We start from the raw sequence: 18,947 nt of genomic DNA, 5'->3' as shown, positions 1-18,947 counted from the left end.
CGCCCCTGATCACGATCTCGCCGCCCCGACGACCCGATGGAAGTGAGCATGAGCTCTGCTGATGTAGTGGCCGCGACTCAACTGCCCGGCGCGCGGCCCACAATCGTCCGGTTGTACGAGTCGATGGTCGAGGCGCACCCCGACGCGCCGATGATCACCGACGGTGGCCGCTCGTGGTCCTACCGGGAGCTGAACTCCGCCGCCAACCGCATCGCGTGGTGGCTGATCGAGCGGGGCGTCGGGCCGGAGCAGACAGTGGGCGTCGCCCTCGCCCGCGGCATCGACCAGGTTGCCGCGCTGCTCGGCACGCTCAAAGCGGGCGCCGTCTATCTGCCGCTCGACCCGGTCCTGCCGGCCGAGCACATCGGATACCTGCTGGGCGACGCCGCGCCGAGCCTGGTGCTGACCGGCAGCACGGACGACAGCTTCGCCGGGGCCATTCAGGTCGGCGACCCGTCCGTCGCCGCGGCATGGGCCGCGCAGCCCGCGAGCAATCCCGGGGACGCGGACCGGGTCTGCGCGCTCACCGCGGACCACCTCGCGTACGTCATCTACACCTCCGGCTCCACCGGGACGCCGAAGGGCGTCGGCGTCAGCCACGGCAGCACGGTCAACCTCGCCCGCACCATCACCGGTCAGCACGCCCCCGGCCACACCCCGCGCGTGCTGCAACTGGCGTCGCTCGGTTTCGACGTCGCGATCTGGGAGCTGCTCACCGCGGTGGCCACCGGTGGCACCCTGGTCGTCCCCCGGGCCGAACGGCTCCTGGGTGACGACCTGCTCCGGGTGCTCCGGGAGGAGCGGATCACGTGCGTCACGCTCCCGGTCCCGGTGCTGGCATCGCTTCCGCCGGACGCCGAGAACCTGCTGCCCGACCTGACCACCGTGCACATCGGCGGCGAGACCTGCCCGCCCGAGCTGGTACGCCGGTGGTCGGCGGGCCGCCGGCTGATCAACGGGTACGGCGCGACCGAGACCACCGTGGCCGCCACCCTTACGGCGCCGCTGACCGGCACCGACGCCCCGATCGGCACACCCATCGAGCAAACCCGCGTCTACGTGCTGGACGACGGACTGGCGCAGCTCGCCCCGGGGCAGCCGGGCGAGCTGTACGTCGCGGGCGCCAACGTGGCACGGGGCTATCTGCGCCGTTCGGGCCTGACCGCCACCCGCTTCCTCGCCGACCCTTACGGGCCGCCCGGTTCGCGGATGTACCGCACTGGCGATATCGGCCTGCAACGCCCGGACGGCCGGCTGGAGTTCCTGCGCCGCGCCGACGACCAGGTCAAGATCCGTGGCGCCCGGGTGGAGCCCGGCGAACTCGAAGCAGTGCTGCAGCGGCGGGCCGACGTGGTGCACGCGGCCGTCGCCGTACGCGCCGACGCCCGCGGGGAACGGCAGCTCGCCGCCTACGTGGTGCCGGCCTCCGCCACGACGAGCGCGGCGGAGCTGCGCGACGAACTGCGCACCACACTGCCGGCATACCTGGTCCCGGCGAGCGTCGTGCTGCTCGACAGCCTGCCGCTGACCCCGAACGGCAAGGTCGACCGCGACGCCCTTCCGGACCCGGAGTACACCCCGGCCGGGCTGGACCGGACCGCGCGCAGCCCGCTGGAGGACATGCTGCGGGTCCTGTTCGCCGAGATCCTCGAGCTGCCGCAGATCGGTTTCGACGACAATTTCTTCGACCTGGGCGGGCACTCCCTGCTGGCCGGCCGGCTGATCGGCCGGATCCGCGGCACCCTCGGCCTCGACGTCGACATGAGGGACTTCTTCGAGAGGCCGACCCCGGCAGGCCTCGCCGCGCACCTGCAGCGGCAGGAGGCAGGGCCGGCTCGCCCGGAGCTGACCCGCCTGCCGCGGCCCGAGCGGATTCCGCTGTCCTTCGCACAGCAGCGGCTGTGGTTCCTGCACCGGCTCCAAGGGCCGTCGGCGACGTACAACATGCCGCTCGCCCTGCACATGACCGGAACTGTCGACACCGGCGCGCTCGCCGCCGCCCTGGCCGACGTCGTCCGCCGCCACGAACCGCTGCGCACCCTCTTCCCCGAGATCGCCGGACAGCCGTACCAGCAGATCCTGCCCCCCGACGACGTACGCCCGGACCTGCCCGTGCGCCGGATCGACGCGGCGGACCTGGACAAGGAACTGCGCCGGTCGGCGCGGCACGCGTTCGACCTGGCGCGGCAGATCCCGGTCCGGGCCGAGCTGCTCGTCCTCGGCCCGGACGAGTCCGTGCTGATGCTCGTCATCCACCACATCGCCGGCGACGGCTGGTCCGGGGCGCCGCTGGCCAGGGACCTGGTCACCGCCTACTCCGCGCGGCGCGACGGGGCCGCACCGCAGTGGCTGCCGCTCCCGGTCCAGTACGCCGACTACACGCTCTGGCAACGCGCGATGCTCGGCGACGAGGACGACCCGGCCAGCCCGCTGAACGGGCAGTTGCGGTACTGGCGCGAGCAGCTGGCCGAGCTTCCCGACGAGGTCACCGTGCACGGCGACCGGCTCCGGCCGGCCGTGCCGACCTACCGGGGCGGCGTTGTCCCGATCACCCTGGACGCCGAGCTGCACGCCGGTATCTCGGAGCTCGCCCGCGGCAACGGCGCCACCGTCTACATGGTTCTGCAGGCGGCCCTGGCGGCGCTGCTGACCCGGCTCGGCGCGGGCACCGACATCGCCATCGGCGCCGGTGTCGCCGGCCGGTCCGAGCCCGCCCTCGACGACCTGGTCGGGCTCTTCGTCAATATGCTGGTGCTGCGCACCGACACGGCCGACACCCCACGGTTCGCGGATCTGCTGCACCGGGTGCGCGACACCAGCCTCGCGGCGTACAGCCATCAGGACATCCCGTTCGAGCAGCTGGTCGAGAGCCTCAACCCGCACCGGAGTGCCGGGCGCCAGTCGCTGTTCCAGGTCGCGCTGGTCCTGCAGAACAACACCTCCGTCCCGTTCGACCTGCCCGGACTCCGGGTACGCGCCGAGACGGTGCCGACCGGCACCGCCCGCTTCGACCTGTCGCTGAGCGTCGCCGAGAGCACGACGCCCGACGGCACCCCGGCCGGCATCAGCGGCACCGTGGAGTACGCCGCCGACCTTTACGACCCGCAGACGGCACAGGCCGTCGTCGAGCGCTGGACCCAGTTGATCCGCCAGGTCGTGGCGGACCCGGGGCGCCGGATCGACACCCTGGACGTCACCACCCCCGACGACGCCTCCCGGCTGGCCGGGTGGCGCCGGTACCGGCAAGACGTCGTGCCGGTGACCTTCAGCGATCTGTTCGAGCGTCAGGTGGCGGCCACGCCCGACGCCATCGCCGTGAGCGACGGCAGCGACGTCTGGACCTACCGTGAGCTGAACCGCTACGCCAACCACGTCGCCCGCCGCCTCATCGAGCGGGGCATCGGCCCCGAAGACCTGGTCGGCATCGCGATGCCGCGGTCCGCCGGCCTGGTGGCCGCGCTGCTCGGAGTACTCAAGGCCGGTGCGGCGTACGTGCCGGTGGACCTCGTCTTCCCGGCCCGCCGCAACCGGCACGTGATCACCGACTCGGCCCCCCGGCTGGTGCTGACCACCCGCGAGGGTGCCGAGGACCTGCCCTCCGACCTGACCTGCGAGCTGGTCACGGTCGACGAGGACGGCTCCGTCTTGCGGCAGACGGGCCGGGAGGACAACCCCACCGACGACGACCGCGTCCGGCCGGTGAACGTCGACAACCCGGCCTACGTCATCTACACGTCCGGTTCGACCGGCCGGCCCAAGGGCGTAGTGGTGACCCACCGCGGCCTCGCCGCCTTCGCCGAGACCCTGCGGCAGCGGTGCGCGGCGGACGAGGACAGCCGCGTGCTGCAGCTGTCGTCGCCGAGCGTGGACGCCTCGGTGCTGGAGATGGTGTGGGCGTTCAGCTCCGGAGCCCGGCTGGTCATCGCCAGCCAGCACCGCCTGGCCGGCGAGGAACTCGCCCGGGCACTGACCGAGCACCGCATCACCCACGCGCACATCCCGCCGTCCGCACTGAGCACCCTGGCGCCGGAAACGGCCGGCCTGCTGCCCGAGTTCCGCATGCTCAGCGTCGGCGCGGAGGCCTGCCCGTCCGAACTCGTCCGGCTGTGGATGCCGGGGCGTGATGTCGTGAACGCGTACGGCCCGACCGAGTGCACGATCGCCGCCTCGCACACCTTCCCGCTGGCCGAGGCGCGCGCACCGATCGGCAAGCCGGTGTTCGACTCCGAGCTGTACGTCCTGGACGAGACGCTCCGGCCGGCCGCTCCCGGCGTACCGGGAGAGTTGTACATCGGCGGCGCGGGCCTGGCCAGGGGGTACCTCGACCGGGGCGGCCTGACGGCGTCGCGGTTCGTCGCGAGCCCGTTCGGCGATCCCGGATCGAGGATGTACCGGACCGGCGACGTCGTCCGGTGGAACGCCGACGGCGAGCTGGAATACCTGGGGCGCTCCGACGAGCAGGTGAAGATCCGGGGCTTCAGGGTCGAACCCGCCGAGGTCGAGCGTGTCCTCGCGAACCAGCCGTCGGTCGAGCGGGCGGTGGTGGTGCCGCGCCGGGACCGTTCGGGAGCCGTTTCCCTCGCGGCGTACGCCGTGCTGGCGGCGCAGGCGGCGACCACGGGCTTCGACGATCAGCTGTCCGAGTGGAACGACCTCTACGACCAGGTCTACACCGGCTTCTCCGGTGACGCGGGCAACGACTTCGTGGGCTGGAACAGCTCGTTCACCGGTGGCCCGATCCCGGTCGAGGAGATGCGGGAATGGCAGCGGGCCGCGGTGGACGCGGTGCTGCGGTTCGGTCCCGGCCGGGTCCTGGAGGTCGGCGCGGGTTCCGGTCTGCTGATGACCCCGCTGGCCGACGTGGTCGACGAGTACTGGGGAACCGACCTCTCGCAGGTCTCGATCGACCGGCTCAGGGATTTCGCCCGCGCACGCGGTTGGGAGCACGTGCGGTTGTCCTGCCAGCCGGCGCACGACCTCTCCGGCTTGCCCCGCCGCCGTTTCGACACCGTCGTCATCAACTCGGTGGTGCAGTACTTCCCGAGCGCCGACTACCTGCGCGACGTGCTGACGCAGGTCATGGACCTTCTCGCCGACGGCGGCCGGGTGATCATCGGCGACGTCCGGCACTACGGCCTGCTCCGCGTGTTCCAGGCGGCGGTGCACGACTTCCGTGGCACCCAAGGGCTGCGCGCGGCGGTGGAGCGCGCGATGGCGGTGGAGAAGGAACTGCTGCTGGCTCCGGAGTTCTTCACCTCCTTCAAACACCCGGCCATCTCCGGTGTCGAGGTGTCGCTCAAGGCCGGCCGGGCGTCGGACGAACTGACCGGCTACCGCTACGAGGTCGTTCTGCACACCGCACCGGCGCGGCGGCTCGCGACGCTGCCCGTACTGGTGTGGGGCCAGGACATCACCGATCTGGACGAGGTGACCGGTCCGGCGCGGGTGACGCGCATCCCGAATCCTCGGCTGGCCGATGGCGTGGCCGCGATGCGAGTGCTGGACGGCGCGGACGCGGTGCCGACGTCGGCGGGGCCCGAGCTCGAGCCCGAGGCGCTGCGGCAGTGGGCGGCGGCGCGTGGCATGCGGGCGGTGCCGACCTGGTCGTCGCATCGCTGGAACACCTACGACGTCGTGCTGACGGACGCCGCCGAGGCGGAGCCGCTGGCAGATGTCTATCGCCCGGCCGAGGCCGTCGAGCAGGCCAACGTTCCCGCGGTGGCCCGTACGGTCGGCGAACTGGTTTCCGAACTGCGCTCGACGGTGAAGGAGTTGCTGCCGGACTACATGGTCCCGGCGACGATCACCCCGATCGAGCGGATCCCGGTCACCCCGAACGGAAAGATCGACCGCCGGGCGCTGCCGGACCCGGAGGTGATGGTGTCAGGCGGCCGGCAGCCGCGGACGCCGCAGGAGCAGATCCTGTGCGAGCTGTACGCCGACATCCTGGGCCTGGAGCGGGTCGGTGTCGACGACAGCTTCTTCGATCTGGGCGGGCACTCGCTGCTCGCCACCCGGCTGACCAGCCGGATCCGCTCGGTGCTGGGCGTCGAGGCGCTCCTGCAGCAGATCTTCGCGGCGCCTTCGCCGGCGGAGTTGGCGGTGGTGTTGGGGGAGCAGCAGGGTCGGGTGCAGGTGGCGTTGGAGCGGGTGGTGCGGCCTGAGTTGTTGCCGTTGTCGTCTGCGCAGCAGCGGTTGTGGTTCCTGCACCAGTTGGAGGGTCCGTCGGCGACGTACAACTCGCCGTTGGCGATCCGGCTGTCCGGTGCCCTGGACGTGTCGGCGTTGCGGGCGGCGCTGGGTGATGTGGTCGGTCGGCATGAGGCGTTGAGGACGGTGTTCGCGGAGTCGGAGGGGGTGCCGTATCAGCAGATCCTCGATGTCAGCGAAGTCGATCTGCCGGTGCGTGAGGTGTCCGGGGGCGAGTTGCCGCGGGTGTTGCGGGATGCGGCGCGTTATGAGTTCGATCTCTCGCGTGAGGTTCCGGTGCGGGCGTGGTTGTTCGCGGCTGGTTCGGGGGAGTGGGTGCTGCTGTTGGTGGTGCACCATGTCGCGGCGGACGGTTGGTCGCTGGGGCCGTTGGCGCGGGACTTGGCTAGGGCGTATGGGGATCGTCGGGCGGGGCGTGGTCCGTCGTGGTCGCCGTTGCCGGTGCAGTACGCGGACTACACGTTGTGGCAGCGGCGGCTCCTGGGCGATGAGGCTGATCCGGAGAGTGTGTTCGGGCGTCAGCTGGCGTACTGGCGTGGGCAGTTGGCGGGGCTGCCGGAGCAGGTGACGCTGCCGGCTGATCGGGCGAGGCCGCAGACGGCGTCGTATGCCGGCGATGTGTGCATGTTCCGGGTGGACGCCGATCTGCACGCCGGTCTGCTGGTGTTGGCGCGGCGTAGTGGTGCGACGTTGTTCATGGTGTTGCAGGCGGCGCTTGCCGCGGTGCTGACGCGGTCGGGTGCGGGTACTGATGTGCCGGTCGGCAGTCCCGTCGCCGGTCGCACGGATGATGCGCTCGATGATCTGGTGGGTTTCTTCGTCAATACGCTTGTCCTGCGGACGGACACGTCGGGGAATCCGGGCTTCGATGAACTGTTGCGACGGGTGCGGGAGACGTCGCTGGCGGCGTATGCGCATCAGGATGTGCCGTTCGAGTTTCTGGTGGAGAAGCTCAATCCGCATCGCAGTACCGCGCACAGCCCGTTGTTCCAGGTGCTGCTGGCCTTCCAGAACAACCCCGAAACCAGCTTCGACCTGCCCGGACTGCACACCGAGCCCGACGAGATCGTCACCGGTGTGTCCCGGGTGGACCTGACCCTCAACATCACCGAGTCGTTCGGGGACGACGGCCAACCGCAGGGCATCCGCGGTGCCGTCGAGTACGCGACCGATCTGTACGACGCGAGCACCGTCGAGTCGTTCGTGTCGCGCTTCGTGCGCATGCTGCAGGCGGCCGTCGAGGACCCGGGCCGCCGGATCAACGCCATCGACCTGCTCTCCGACGAGGAGAACGCCACGGTCCTCGCCCTGTCCGGCCGCGATGTACCGGCCCCCGAACAGCTGGCGTGGCCGGCGATCTTCGAAGCCACGGCCACCGCGACGCCGGACGCGACCGCGGTGATCGAGCAGGACCTCACCTGGTCGTATGCGCAGCTCAACGCGCATGCGAATCGCGTCGCGTGGTATCTGATCGGCCGGGGTGTGGGTGCCGAGGACGTCGTCGGCGTACTGATGCCGCGCAGCGCGCTGCAGATCGCCACCCTTCTCGGGATCGGCAAGGCCGGCGCCGCGTTCCTGCCGATCGACCCGGCGTACCCGGCGGAACGGGTCGGCTACCTCATCGAGGACGCCCGGCCGAAGCTCCTGCTCACCGACACCGCCCACGCGGACGCGGCGGCCGGGGCCGGCGCGATCACGGTCGACGACCCGGCCATGGCCTCCGCTCTCCGGGACCTGCCGGTGACCGACCCGGCCGATGCCGACCGGCGGACCGCCCTGCGGGTCGAACACCCGGCGTACGTCATCTACACATCCGGGTCGACGGGCCGGCCCAAGGGCACGGTCGTCACCCACACGGGCCTGTTCGCGCTGGCGGTCAGCGGTGGCGAGCGGGCGGACGTCGACCGGGACAGCCGGGTTCTGCAGCTCACCTCACCGAGCTTCGACGTCTCCGTCTTCGAGTTCCTCACCACGTTCCACGTCGGCGCCGTCCTCGTGATGCCCGAACCCGGTCGGCTGGCGGGTGAGGAGTTGGCCGGGTTGTTGGCGGGTGCGGGGGTGTCGCACGCGTTCGTGCCGCCGTCGGTGTTGGCGACGTTGCCGGAGGACGCGGCGGACGGGCTGCCGGGGTTGCGGAGTCTGGTGGTCGGGGGCGAGGCGTGTTCGGCGGACCTGGTGCGTCGTTGGTCGGTGGGCCGCCGGATGACGAACCTCTACGGGCCGACGGAGACGACGGTAGCGGCGTCGGTGAGCCGTCCGCTGTCCGGGAGCGCGCATCCGATCGGCGCCCCACTGGCGGGGACGCGGGTGTATGTGCTGGACGCGGGTCTGGGGATGGTGCCGCGCGGCTCGCGGGGCGAGCTGTACATCGGCGGGGCCGGGGTCGCGCGCGGATATCTGGGCCGCTTCGGCCTGACCGCGTCACGGTTCGTGGCCGATCCGTACGGGCCGGCCGGTTCGCGGATGTACCGGACCGGTGACGTGGTCCGCTGGAACGCGGACGGGGAACTCGAGTACCTCGGCCGCTCCGACGACCAGCTCAAGATCCGGGGCATCCGCGTCGAACCGGGCGAGATCGAGGCAACGCTGCTCCGGCAGCCAGGCGTCTCGCAGGCCGTTGTGGTCGCCCGCCCTGATCAGCAAGGCTTCCAGGCGCTGTGCGCGTACGTCACGGCAGGCGAGGAACCCGCCGACGCCACCCGGCTGCGCGAGGAGTTGCGCCGCGAACTGCCTGATTATCTGATACCGGCCGCGATCGTCGTGCTCGACGAGTTCCCGTTGAACGCCAACGGAAAGCTGGACCGCAACGCCCTTCCCGAGCCTCGCTTCGTCACCACGGGCGCGGACAACCGGTCGCCGGGCACGCCGCAGGAGGAGATCCTGCGGTCGGTGTTCGCCGACGTTCTGGGGATCACGCAGATCGGCGCCGAGGACAACTTCTTCGACCTGGGCGGGCACTCCCTGCTGGCCGGCCGACTGATCTCGCGGGTGCGCGGCGCGCTCGGCGTCGATGTGTCGATGCGGACGTTCTTCAACGCCCCGACCCCCCGGCAGCTCGCCGGCCGGCTGGTGGAGGGCAGCCCCGTCCCGGCCCGGTTGCAGCCGATGCCACGACCCCAGGTCCTGCCGCTGTCGTTCGCCCAGCAGCGCCTGTGGTTCCTGCACAAGCTGGAAGGCCCGTCGGCGACCTACAACTCGCCACTGGCGATACGGCTTTCCGGCGACCTGGACGTGCCGGCGCTGCGGATGGCGCTGGCCGATGTCGTCGCCCGGCACGAGGTGCTGCGGACCGTCTTCGCCGAGCAGGGCGGAAACCCGTACCAGCGGATCCTGGACGTGGCCGAGGCCGTGCCCGAGCTGGAGGTCCGGGCGATCACGGAGGCGGAACTGCCGCAGGCGTTGGGCGAGGCGGCTCGGCACGAGTTCGACCTGGCCCGCGAGATCCCGCTGCGGGCGTGGTTGTTCGCAACCGGTTCCGGCGAGTGGGTGCTGATGCTGGTCCTGCACCACATCGTCGCCGACGGCTGGTCGCTGCAGGTCCTCGTGTCCGACCTGACGGACGCGTACACGAGCCGCCGGGCCGGCACCTCACCCTCATGGCAGCCACTGGCCGTGCAGTACGCCGACTACACCCTCTGGCAGCGCGAGCACCTCGGCACCGACGACGCCCCCGACAGCGTCTTCAGCCGCCAGCTTGCCCACTGGCTCCAGGAACTGGCGGACCTGCCGGACCAGATGACGCTGCCCACCGACCGGCCGCGCCCGGCTGTCGCGAGCTACCGCGGCGAGACGGTCACCTTCGACCTCGACGCCGAACAGCACAGCGAGCTCGTCCGCCTGGCCCGGGAAACCGGCACCACCCTGTTCATGATCCTGCAAGCCGGACTGGCCGGCCTGCTGACGCGCCTCGGCGCCGGAACCGACATCGCGGTCGGCTCACCTATCGCCGGGCGCACGGATGACCGCCTGGAGGACCTGGTCGGTCTCTTCGTCAACATGCTGGTGCTGCGCACCGACACCAGTGGTGATCCCACGCTGAGCGACCTGCTCACCCGCGTGCGCGAGACCTCCCTGGCCGCGTACGCCCACCAGCACATGCCCTTCGAGTACCTGGTGGAACGGCTCAACCCGCACCGGTCGGCCGCCCATCACCCCCTTGTCCAGATCCTGTTCGGACTGCAGAACACCGCCGAGCAGAACATCAGCCTGCCGGGTGTCACCGCCTCCGGCGCGTCGGTCGACACCGGCGTCTCCCGGGTCGACCTGTCGATCAACATCGTCGAGGCCGCGGCAGGCGATGGCGGCCCGGCTGGGTTCACCGGCGTGGTCGAGTTCTCCACGGATTTGTACGAGCGTTCGACGATCGAGGCGTTCACGGCGCGGTGGGTGCGTGTGTTGAGGGCGATGGTGGTGGCGCCTGGGGCCCGGCTGAGTGAGGTGGATCTGCTCGGTGCTGAGGAGCGGGTTCGGCTGCTGGGCCAGTGGGGGACGGCTGAGACTGCTGTCGATGCGGTGACGTTGGCGGAGCTGTTCCGGCGTCGTGTTGTGGCGGCGCCGGATGCGGTGGCGGTGGTCGAGGGTGAGGTGAGTTGGTCGTATGCGCGGTTGAATGCGTGTGCGAACCGGGTCGCGTGGTATCTGATCGGCCGGGGTGTGGGTGCCGAGGACGTCGTCGGCGTGTTGATGCCGCGTGGTGCGATGCAGGTTGCGGCTGTGTTGGGTGTGGCGAAGGCGGGTGCGGCGTATCTGCCGGTGGACCCGGGCTATCCGCAGGCGCGGGTGGAGTACCTGCTGCAGGATGCCGAACCGGTGTTGGTGATCGGTGAGTCGGATGTGTTCGAGGGGCTGCCCGAGCACGACCCCGGTGACGGGGATCGGGTGCGTCCGGTGGGAGTGGATCACCCGGCGTATGTGATCTACACGTCCGGTTCGACCGGCCTGCCCAAGGGCGTCGTGGTGACCCACCGCGGACTCGCGAGCATGGCGGCGACTCAGCAGCGGTTCGGGGTGAACGAGGGCTCCCGGGTGCTGCAGTTCGCCGCGCTCGGCTTCGACGCCACGGTCTGGGAACTCGTGATGGCCCTCGGCTCGGGCGCCGCCCTGGTGCTGCCCGAGACCGACCGCCTCGCCGGCGAGGACCTGGCGGCCGTCCTGCGCGAACACCGCGTCACCCACCTCACCCTGCCGCCCACCGTGCTGGCGACGCTGCCCGCCGAAACCGCCGCCCACCTGCCCGACCTCGGCACCCTGGTGGTGGCGGGCGAGGCGTGCACGCCCGAGCTGACCGCGCGATGGTCGCCAGGCCGCCGTATGTTCAACGCCTACGGTCCCACCGAGTCGACCGTCTGCGCGTCGATGAGCGGGGAACTGTCGCCCGGCTCCGCGCCGATCGGCCGTCCGGTGCTCAACACCCGGTTGTACGTCCTGGACGACGGGCTGCAACCTGCGGCACCGGGTGTGCCGGGGGAGTTGTACATCGCGGGTGCCGGGGTGGCACGGGGCTATGGGCGGCGTCCGGCCCTGACGGCGTCGCGTTTCCTCGCCGATCCGTACGGGCCTGCCGGGTCGCGGATGTACCGCACCGGTGACCTGGTCCGGTGGAACGCCGAGGGCGACCTGGAGTATCTCGGCCGCTCCGACGAACAGGTGAAGATCCGGGGCTTCCGCGTGGAACCCGGCGAGGTGGCGTCCGTGCTGCTCCGGCACACCGCTGTCGCCCAGGCTGCCGTGATCGTCCGACCGGACCAGCACGACGACCTGCGGCTCTTGGCGTACGCCGTTCCGGTCGCCGACCGGGCGATCAACGGTGATGAACTGCGCGCGCAGTTGCAGAACGAACTGCCCGAGCACCTGGTTCCGTCGGCCGTCGTCCTGCTGGACGAGATTCCTCGCACCTCGCACGGGAAGATCGACGAGCGGGCGCTGCCGGATCCCGAGCAGACCGACGGCCGTACCCGCGCACCGCGTACGCCGCAGGAGGAGTTGCTCTGCCTCCTCTTCGCCCAGGTGCTCGGCCTGCCGCAGGTGGGACCCGACGACAGCTTCTTCGATCTGGGCGGGCACTCGCTGCTCGCCACCCGGCTGATCATCCTGATCCGCAAGGCGTTCCGCTGCGAACTGGCGCCGCGCGCGCTGTTCGCGGCGCCTTCGCCGGCGGAGTTGGCGGTGGTGTTGGGGGAGCAGCAGGGTCGGGTGCAGGTGGCGTTGGAGCGGGTGGTGCGGCCTGAGTTGTTGCCGTTGTCGTCTGCGCAGCAGCGGTTGTGGTTCCTGCACCAGTTGGAGGGTCCGTCGGCGACGTACAACTCGCCGTTGGCGATCCGGCTGTCCGGTGCCCTGGACGTGTCGGCGTTGCGGGCGGCGCTGGGTGATGTGGTCGGTCGGCATGAGGCGTTGAGGACGGTGTTCGCGGAGTCGGAGGGGGTGCCGTATCAGCAGATCCTCGACGTTGCCGGGGTCGATCTGCCGGTGCGTGAGGTGTCCGGGGGCGAGTTGCCGCGGGTGTTGCGGGATGCGGCGCGTTATGAGTTCGATCTCTCGCGTGAGGTTCCGGTGCGGGCGTGGTTGTTCGCGGCTGGTTCGGGGGAGTGGGTGCTGCTGTTGGTGGTGCACCATGTCGCGGCGGACGGTTGGTCGCTGGGGCCGTTGGCGCGGGACTTGGCTAGGGCGTATGGGGATCGTCGGGCGGGGCGTGGTCCGTCGTGGTCGCCGTTGCCGGTGCAGTACGCGGACTACACGTTGTGGCAGCGGCGGCTCCTGGGCGATGAGGCTGATCCGGAGAGTGTGTTCGGGCGTCAGCTGGCGTACTGGCGTGGGCAGTTGGCGGGGCTGCCGGAGCAGGTGACGCTGCCGGCTGATCGGGCGAGGCCGCAGACGGCGTCGTATGCCGGCGATGTGTGCATGTTCCGGGTGGACGCCGATCTGCACGCCGGTCTGCTGGTGTTGGCGCGGCGTAGTGGTGCGACGTTGTTCATGGTGTTGCAGGCGGCGCTTGCCGCGGTGCTGACGCGGTCGGGTGCGGGTACTGATGTGCCGGTCGGCAGTCCCGTCGCCGGCCGGACGGATGATGCGCTCGATGATCTGGTGGGTTTCTTCGTCAATACGCTTGTCCTGCGGACGGACACGTCGGGGAATCCGGGCTTCGACGAGCTGTTGCGACGGGTGCGGGAGACGTCGCTGGCGGCGTATGCGCATCAGGATGTGCCGTTCGAGTTTCTGGTGGAGAAGCTCAATCCGCATCGCAGTACCGCGCACAGCCCGTTGTTCCAGGTGCTGCTGGCCTTCCAGAACAACCCCGAAACCAGCTTCGACCTGCCCGGACTGCACACCCGCATGGAGGGCGTCAGCACTGGGCTGTCCCGCACCGACCTGTTCATCAGCCTCGCGGAGCAGCAGAACGCCGACGGCGCCGCCGGTGTGATCGGGGCCGTCGAATACGCCACCGACCTGTACGACGCCGCGACGATCGATGCCTTCATCGGGCGCTGGCTGCGGTTCCTTGCCGCCGTCGTACGCGACCCGGAGCAGCGGATCGGATCCGTGGACCTGCTGCTCGACGGCGAGCGCGACCAACTGACCCGCTGGTCGTACACCGAGCCGGCGGCGGCGGTACAACCGGCGACCCTGGCAGAGCTGTTCCAACGTCGCGTCGCGGCGACACCGGACGCGACCGCGGTGGTCGAGGGAGCCGTCAGCTGGTCGTATGCGCAGCTCAACGCGCATGCGAATCGCGTCGCGTGGTATCTGATCGGCCGGGGTGTGGGTGCCGAGGACGTCGTCGGCGTACTGATGCCGCGCAGCGCGACGCAGATCGCCACAGTGCTGGGCATCGCGAAGGCGGGTGCGGCGTATCTGCCGGTGGACCCGGGCTACCCGCAGGATCGGGTGGAGTATCTGTTGCAGGACGCTGAACCGGCGCTGGTGATCGGTGAGTCGGACGAGTTCCAGGGGCAGCCCGAGCACGACCCGGGCGACGTGGACCGGGTGCGTCCGGTGGGAGTGGACCACCCGGCATACGTGATCTACACGTCCGGGTCGACGGGCCGACCCAAGGGCACGGTCGTCACCCACCGTGGCCTGGCCGCGCTCGCCTCCGGCACGGGTGAGCGCGCCGACGTCGACGGCGACAGCCGGGTGCTGCTCCTGGCGTCGCCGAGCTTCGACGCCTCCGTCCTCGAAATGATGATGGCCATCGGCGCCGGCGCCGCCCTGGTCGTCGCCCGCGAGACACGGCTGGCGGGTGAGGAGTTGGCCGGGTTGTTGGCGGGTGCGGGGGTGTCGCACGCGTTCGTGCCGCCGTCGGTGTTGGCGACGTTGCCGGAGGACGCGGCGGACGGGCTGCCGGGGTTGCGGAGTCTGGTGGTCGGGGGCGAGGCGTGTTCGGCGGACCTGGTGCGTCGTTGGTCGGTGGGCCGCCGGATGACGAACCTCTACGGGCCGACGGAGACGACGGTAGCGGCGTCGGTGAGCCGTCCGCTGTCCGGGAGCGCGCATCCGATCGGCGCCCCACTGCCCGGCACACGGGTGTACGTACTGGACGCCGGCCTGGGCCTGGTGCCGCCCGGTTCGGCAGGCGAGCTGTACATCAGCGGTACCGGCGTCGCACGGGGATACCTGGGCCGTACGGCACTGACCGCGTCACGGTTCGTGGCCGATCCGTACGGGCCGGCCGGTTCGCGGATGTACCGGACCGGTGACGTGGTCCGCTGGAACGCGGACGGGGAACTCGAGTACCTCGGCCGCTCCGACGACCAGCTTCAGATCCGGGGCATCCGCGTCGAACCGGGCGAGATCGAGGCCGCGCTGGCGGCGCATCCGGATGTGGCCCGCGCCGTCGCGGTGGTCCGCAGCGATCGGCGGGGCGACCCCGCGGTGGTCGGCTACATGGTCCCCGCGCGGCCCGGTGCCGATCCCACGGCCGTACGCGAGGACCTCCGCCGCCTGCTGCCCGACCACCTGGTACCGGTCGCGGTCGTGGCGGTGCAGGAGATCCCGCTGACGCCGAACGGCAAGCTGGACCGCGAGGCGCTGCCGGAACCGGAGTTCGAGACCTCGGGGGGACGAGACCCTCGTACGCCGGAGGAAGAGATCCTGTGCGGGCTCTTCGCCGAGATCCTGGGTCTGGACCGGGTCGGCTTGGAGGACAGCTTCTTCGACCTGGGCGGCCACTCGCTGCTGGGCACCCGGCTGATCAGCCGGATCCGTGCCGAGCTCGGCCTCGAGGTCCGGCTGCTCACCCTGTTCGAGGCCTCGACGCCGGCCGCGCTGGCGCGGGCGATCCTCGAAGCGAACGCCCCGGCCCGGACCGCCCTCGTGCCGTTGCCGCGGCCGGCCGTGCTGCCGCTGTCGTTCGCCCAGCAGCGGCTGTGGTTCCTGCACAAGCTGGAAGGCCCGTCGCCGACGTACAACATGCCGCTCACGCTGCGCCTGACGGGCAATCTGGACGTGCCGGCGCTGCGGACGGCGCTCGCCGACGTCGTCGCCCGGCACGAGGCACTGCGCACCGTCTTCGCCGAGCACGACGGTGAGCCGTACCAGCGGATCCTGGACCTGGCCGAGAACACGATTCAGCTGGCCGTGCGCGAGGCCGACGCCACCGTCCTGGACGAGGAGTTGCGGGCCGCGGCACGCCACCGGTTCGACCTGGCCGACGAGATCCCGCTGCGGGCGTCGCTGTTCTCGGTCGGCCACGACGAGTGGGTGCTGATGCTGGTCCTGCACCACATCGTCGCCGACGGCTGGTCGCTGCGGCCGTTGGCGCGCGACCTGGCGACGGCGTACGCCGCGCGCAGCGCCGGCACGGCCCCGGACTGGGCCCCGCTGCCGGTGCAGTACGCCGACTACAGCCTGTGGCATCGTGAACTGCTCGGGGACGACGCGGATCCGGACAGCGAGTTCGGCCGCCAGCTCGCGTTCTGGCGGGATCGGCTCGCCGACCTGCCGGAGCAGGTGACCCTGCCCCCGACCGCCCGCGGCCGGAAGTGGCCGGCTACCAGGGTGACGTGAGCACCTTCCAGGTCGATGCCGCACTGCACGCCGAGCTGACGGCACTGGCCCGGCAGACCGGTTCGACGCTGTTCATGGTCCTGCAGACGGCGCTGTCCGCGCTGCTGACCCGGTCCGGCGCCGGAACGGATGTGGTGGTCGGCGCCGGCGTGGCCGGCCGCACCGACGAGCAACTCGACGATCTGGTCGGCTTCTTCGTCAACATGGTGGTGTTGCGCACCGATACGTCCGACGACCCGACCTTCACCGAGTTGCTCCAGCGGGTACGCGACAGCAGTCTCGCCGCCTACTCGCATCAGGACATTCCGTTCGAGTACCTGGTCGAGAAGATCAATCCGCTGCGGTCGGCGTCGCATCAGTCGCTGTTCCAGATCGCCATGGTCCTGCAGAACAACGCCGAGGCCGACTTCACGCTCTCCGATCTGCGGGTGCGGCAGGAGGGACGCGGCACCGGCACGTCCCGCTTCGACCTGTCGCTGAGCCTCACCGAGACCACTTCGGCCGATGGCGGCCCGGCTGGGTTCACCGGCGTGGTCGAGTTCTCCACGGATTTGTACGAGCGTTCGACGATCGAGGCGTTCACGGCGCGGTGGGTGCGTGTGTTGAGGGCGATGGTGGTGGCGCCTGGGGCCCGGCTGAGTGAGGTGGATCTGCTCGGTGCTGAGGAGCGGGTTCGGCTGCTGGGCCAGTGGGGAGCGGCTGAGACTGCTGTCGATGCGGTGACGTTGGCGGAGCTGTTCCGGCGTCGTGTTGTGGCGGCGCCGGATGCGGTGGCGGTGGTCGAGGGTGAGGTGAGTTGGTCGTATGCGCGGTTGAATGCGTATGCGAACCGGGTCGCGTGGTATCTGATCGGCCGGGGTGTGGGTGCCGAGGACGTCGTCGGCGTGTTGATGCCGCGTGGTGCGATGCAGGTTGCGGCTGTGTTGGGTGTGGCGAAGGCGGGTGCGGCGTATCTGCCGGTGGACCCGGGCTATCCGCAGGCGCGGGTGGAGTACCTGCTGCAGGATGCCGAACCGGTGTTGGTGATCGGTGAGTCGGATGTGTTCGAGGGGCTGCCCGAGCACGACCCCGGTGACGGGGATCGGGTGCGTCCGGTGGGAGTGGATCACCCGGCGTATGTGATCTACACGTCCGGTTCGACCGGCCTGCCCAAGGGCGTCGTGGTGACCCACCGCGGACTCGCGAGCCTCGCCGCCACCCTGCGTCAGCGCTGTGCCGCCGACGAGGACAGCCGGATCATGCAGTTCTCGTCGCCGAGCTTCGACGCCGCGGTCCTGGAACTCGTCTGGGCCCTGGACTCCGGCGCCGCCCTAGTGATCGCCTCGGCGGATCGCCTGGCCGGTGAGGAGCTGGCGCAGGCGCTCGCCGGACACCGCATCACCCACGCCCTGATCCCGCCGTCGGTGCTGAGCACCCTGCCGGCCGAGGCACCGCGGGCCCTGACCGGCTTCAGCACCCTCATCGTCGGTGCCGAGGCGTGCCCGCCGGAACTGCTGCGGACCTGGGCGCCCGGCCGGAGAATGGTGAACGCCTACGGGCCCACCGAGTCGACCGTCGTCGCCAGCCAGACCGGCCAACTGAGTGGACCCCCGGTGCCGATCGGCAAACCGGCTCTGGGCACCCGGCTGTATGTGCTGGACGAGTCCCTCGGGCTGGCGGCACCGGGTGTGCCGGGGGAGTTGTACATCGCGGGTGCCGGGGTGGCACGGGGCTATGGGCGGCGTCCGGCCCTGACGGCGTCGCGTTTCCTCGCCGATCCGTACGGGCCGGCCGGGTCGCGGATGTACCGCACCGGTGACCTGGTCCGGTGGAACGCCGAGGGCGACCTGGAGTATCTCGGCCGCTCCGACGAACAGGTGAAGATTCGCGGCTTCCGCGTGGAACCCGGCGAGGTGGAACGCGTCCTCGCCGCGCAGGCATCGGTCGCACGTGCCGTCGTGGTGCCGCGGCAGGACCGCTCGGGTGCCGTCTCGCTCGCCGCCTATGTCGTGCCGGCCGAGGGCGGATCCACCGCGGACGTCGACGAGCAGCTCGACGAATGGCGCAGCATCTACCACCAGGTCTACCGCGGGCTGTCGCGCGAGCCGGGCGCCGATTTCGCGGGCTGGAACAGCTCCTTCACCGGCGCGCCCATCCCGATCGACGAGATGCGGGAGTGGCAGCGGTCCGCGGTGGACCAGGTGGCGCGGTTCGGCCCTCGCCGGGTACTCGAAATCGGAGCGGGCTCCGGCCTGGTGATGATCCCGCTGGTTCGGCGGAGCGAGGAGTACTGGGCGACGGACTTCTCGGCGGCCGCCGTGGAGAGACTGCGGGAGTACGCGCGGGAACAGAACTGGGACCACGTGCACCTGCGATGCCGACCGGCTCATGACGTCTCGGGGCTGCCCAGTGGCCACTTCGACACCATCGTGCTGAACTCGGTCGTCCAGTACTTCCCGAGCGCCGACTACCTGCGCGACGTGCTGGGCAAGGCGATCGATCTGCTGGCCGACGGCGGCCGGGTGGTCGTCGGCGACGTACGGCACCACGGTCTGCTGCGGGCGTTGCACACGGCGGTGCAGCGGTTCCGGGATCCCGGATCGGGCACGTCGGCCGTGGACCACGCGGTGGCCGTGGAGAAGGAACTGCTCCTCGCACCCGAGTTCTTCACCGCTTTCCGGCATCCCCGGTTGAGCGGCGTCGAGGTGCTGCTCAAACGGGGTGACGCGGACAACGAGCTGACCGCGTACCGATAC

1 pseudogene is annotated in these 18,947 nt (G+C 70.8%); it reads left to right on the top strand.

Annotated elements, in window-relative coordinates:
* Positions 1–36 precede the first annotated feature (36 nt).
* Positions 37–18,882, top strand: a pseudogene (locus tag QQY66_RS05630) (amino acid adenylation domain-containing protein); the annotation flags it as partial.
* Positions 18,883–18,947 lie beyond the last annotated feature (65 nt).

Origin of the sequence: Streptomyces sp. DG2A-72, assembly GCF_030499575.1 — a bacterium.
In the GTDB taxonomy this organism is placed as follows: domain Bacteria; phylum Actinomycetota; class Actinomycetes; order Streptomycetales; family Streptomycetaceae; genus Streptomyces.
The sequence above is the reverse complement of the archived record's forward strand: the minus strand, read 5'-3'. Positions and strand labels throughout refer to the sequence as shown.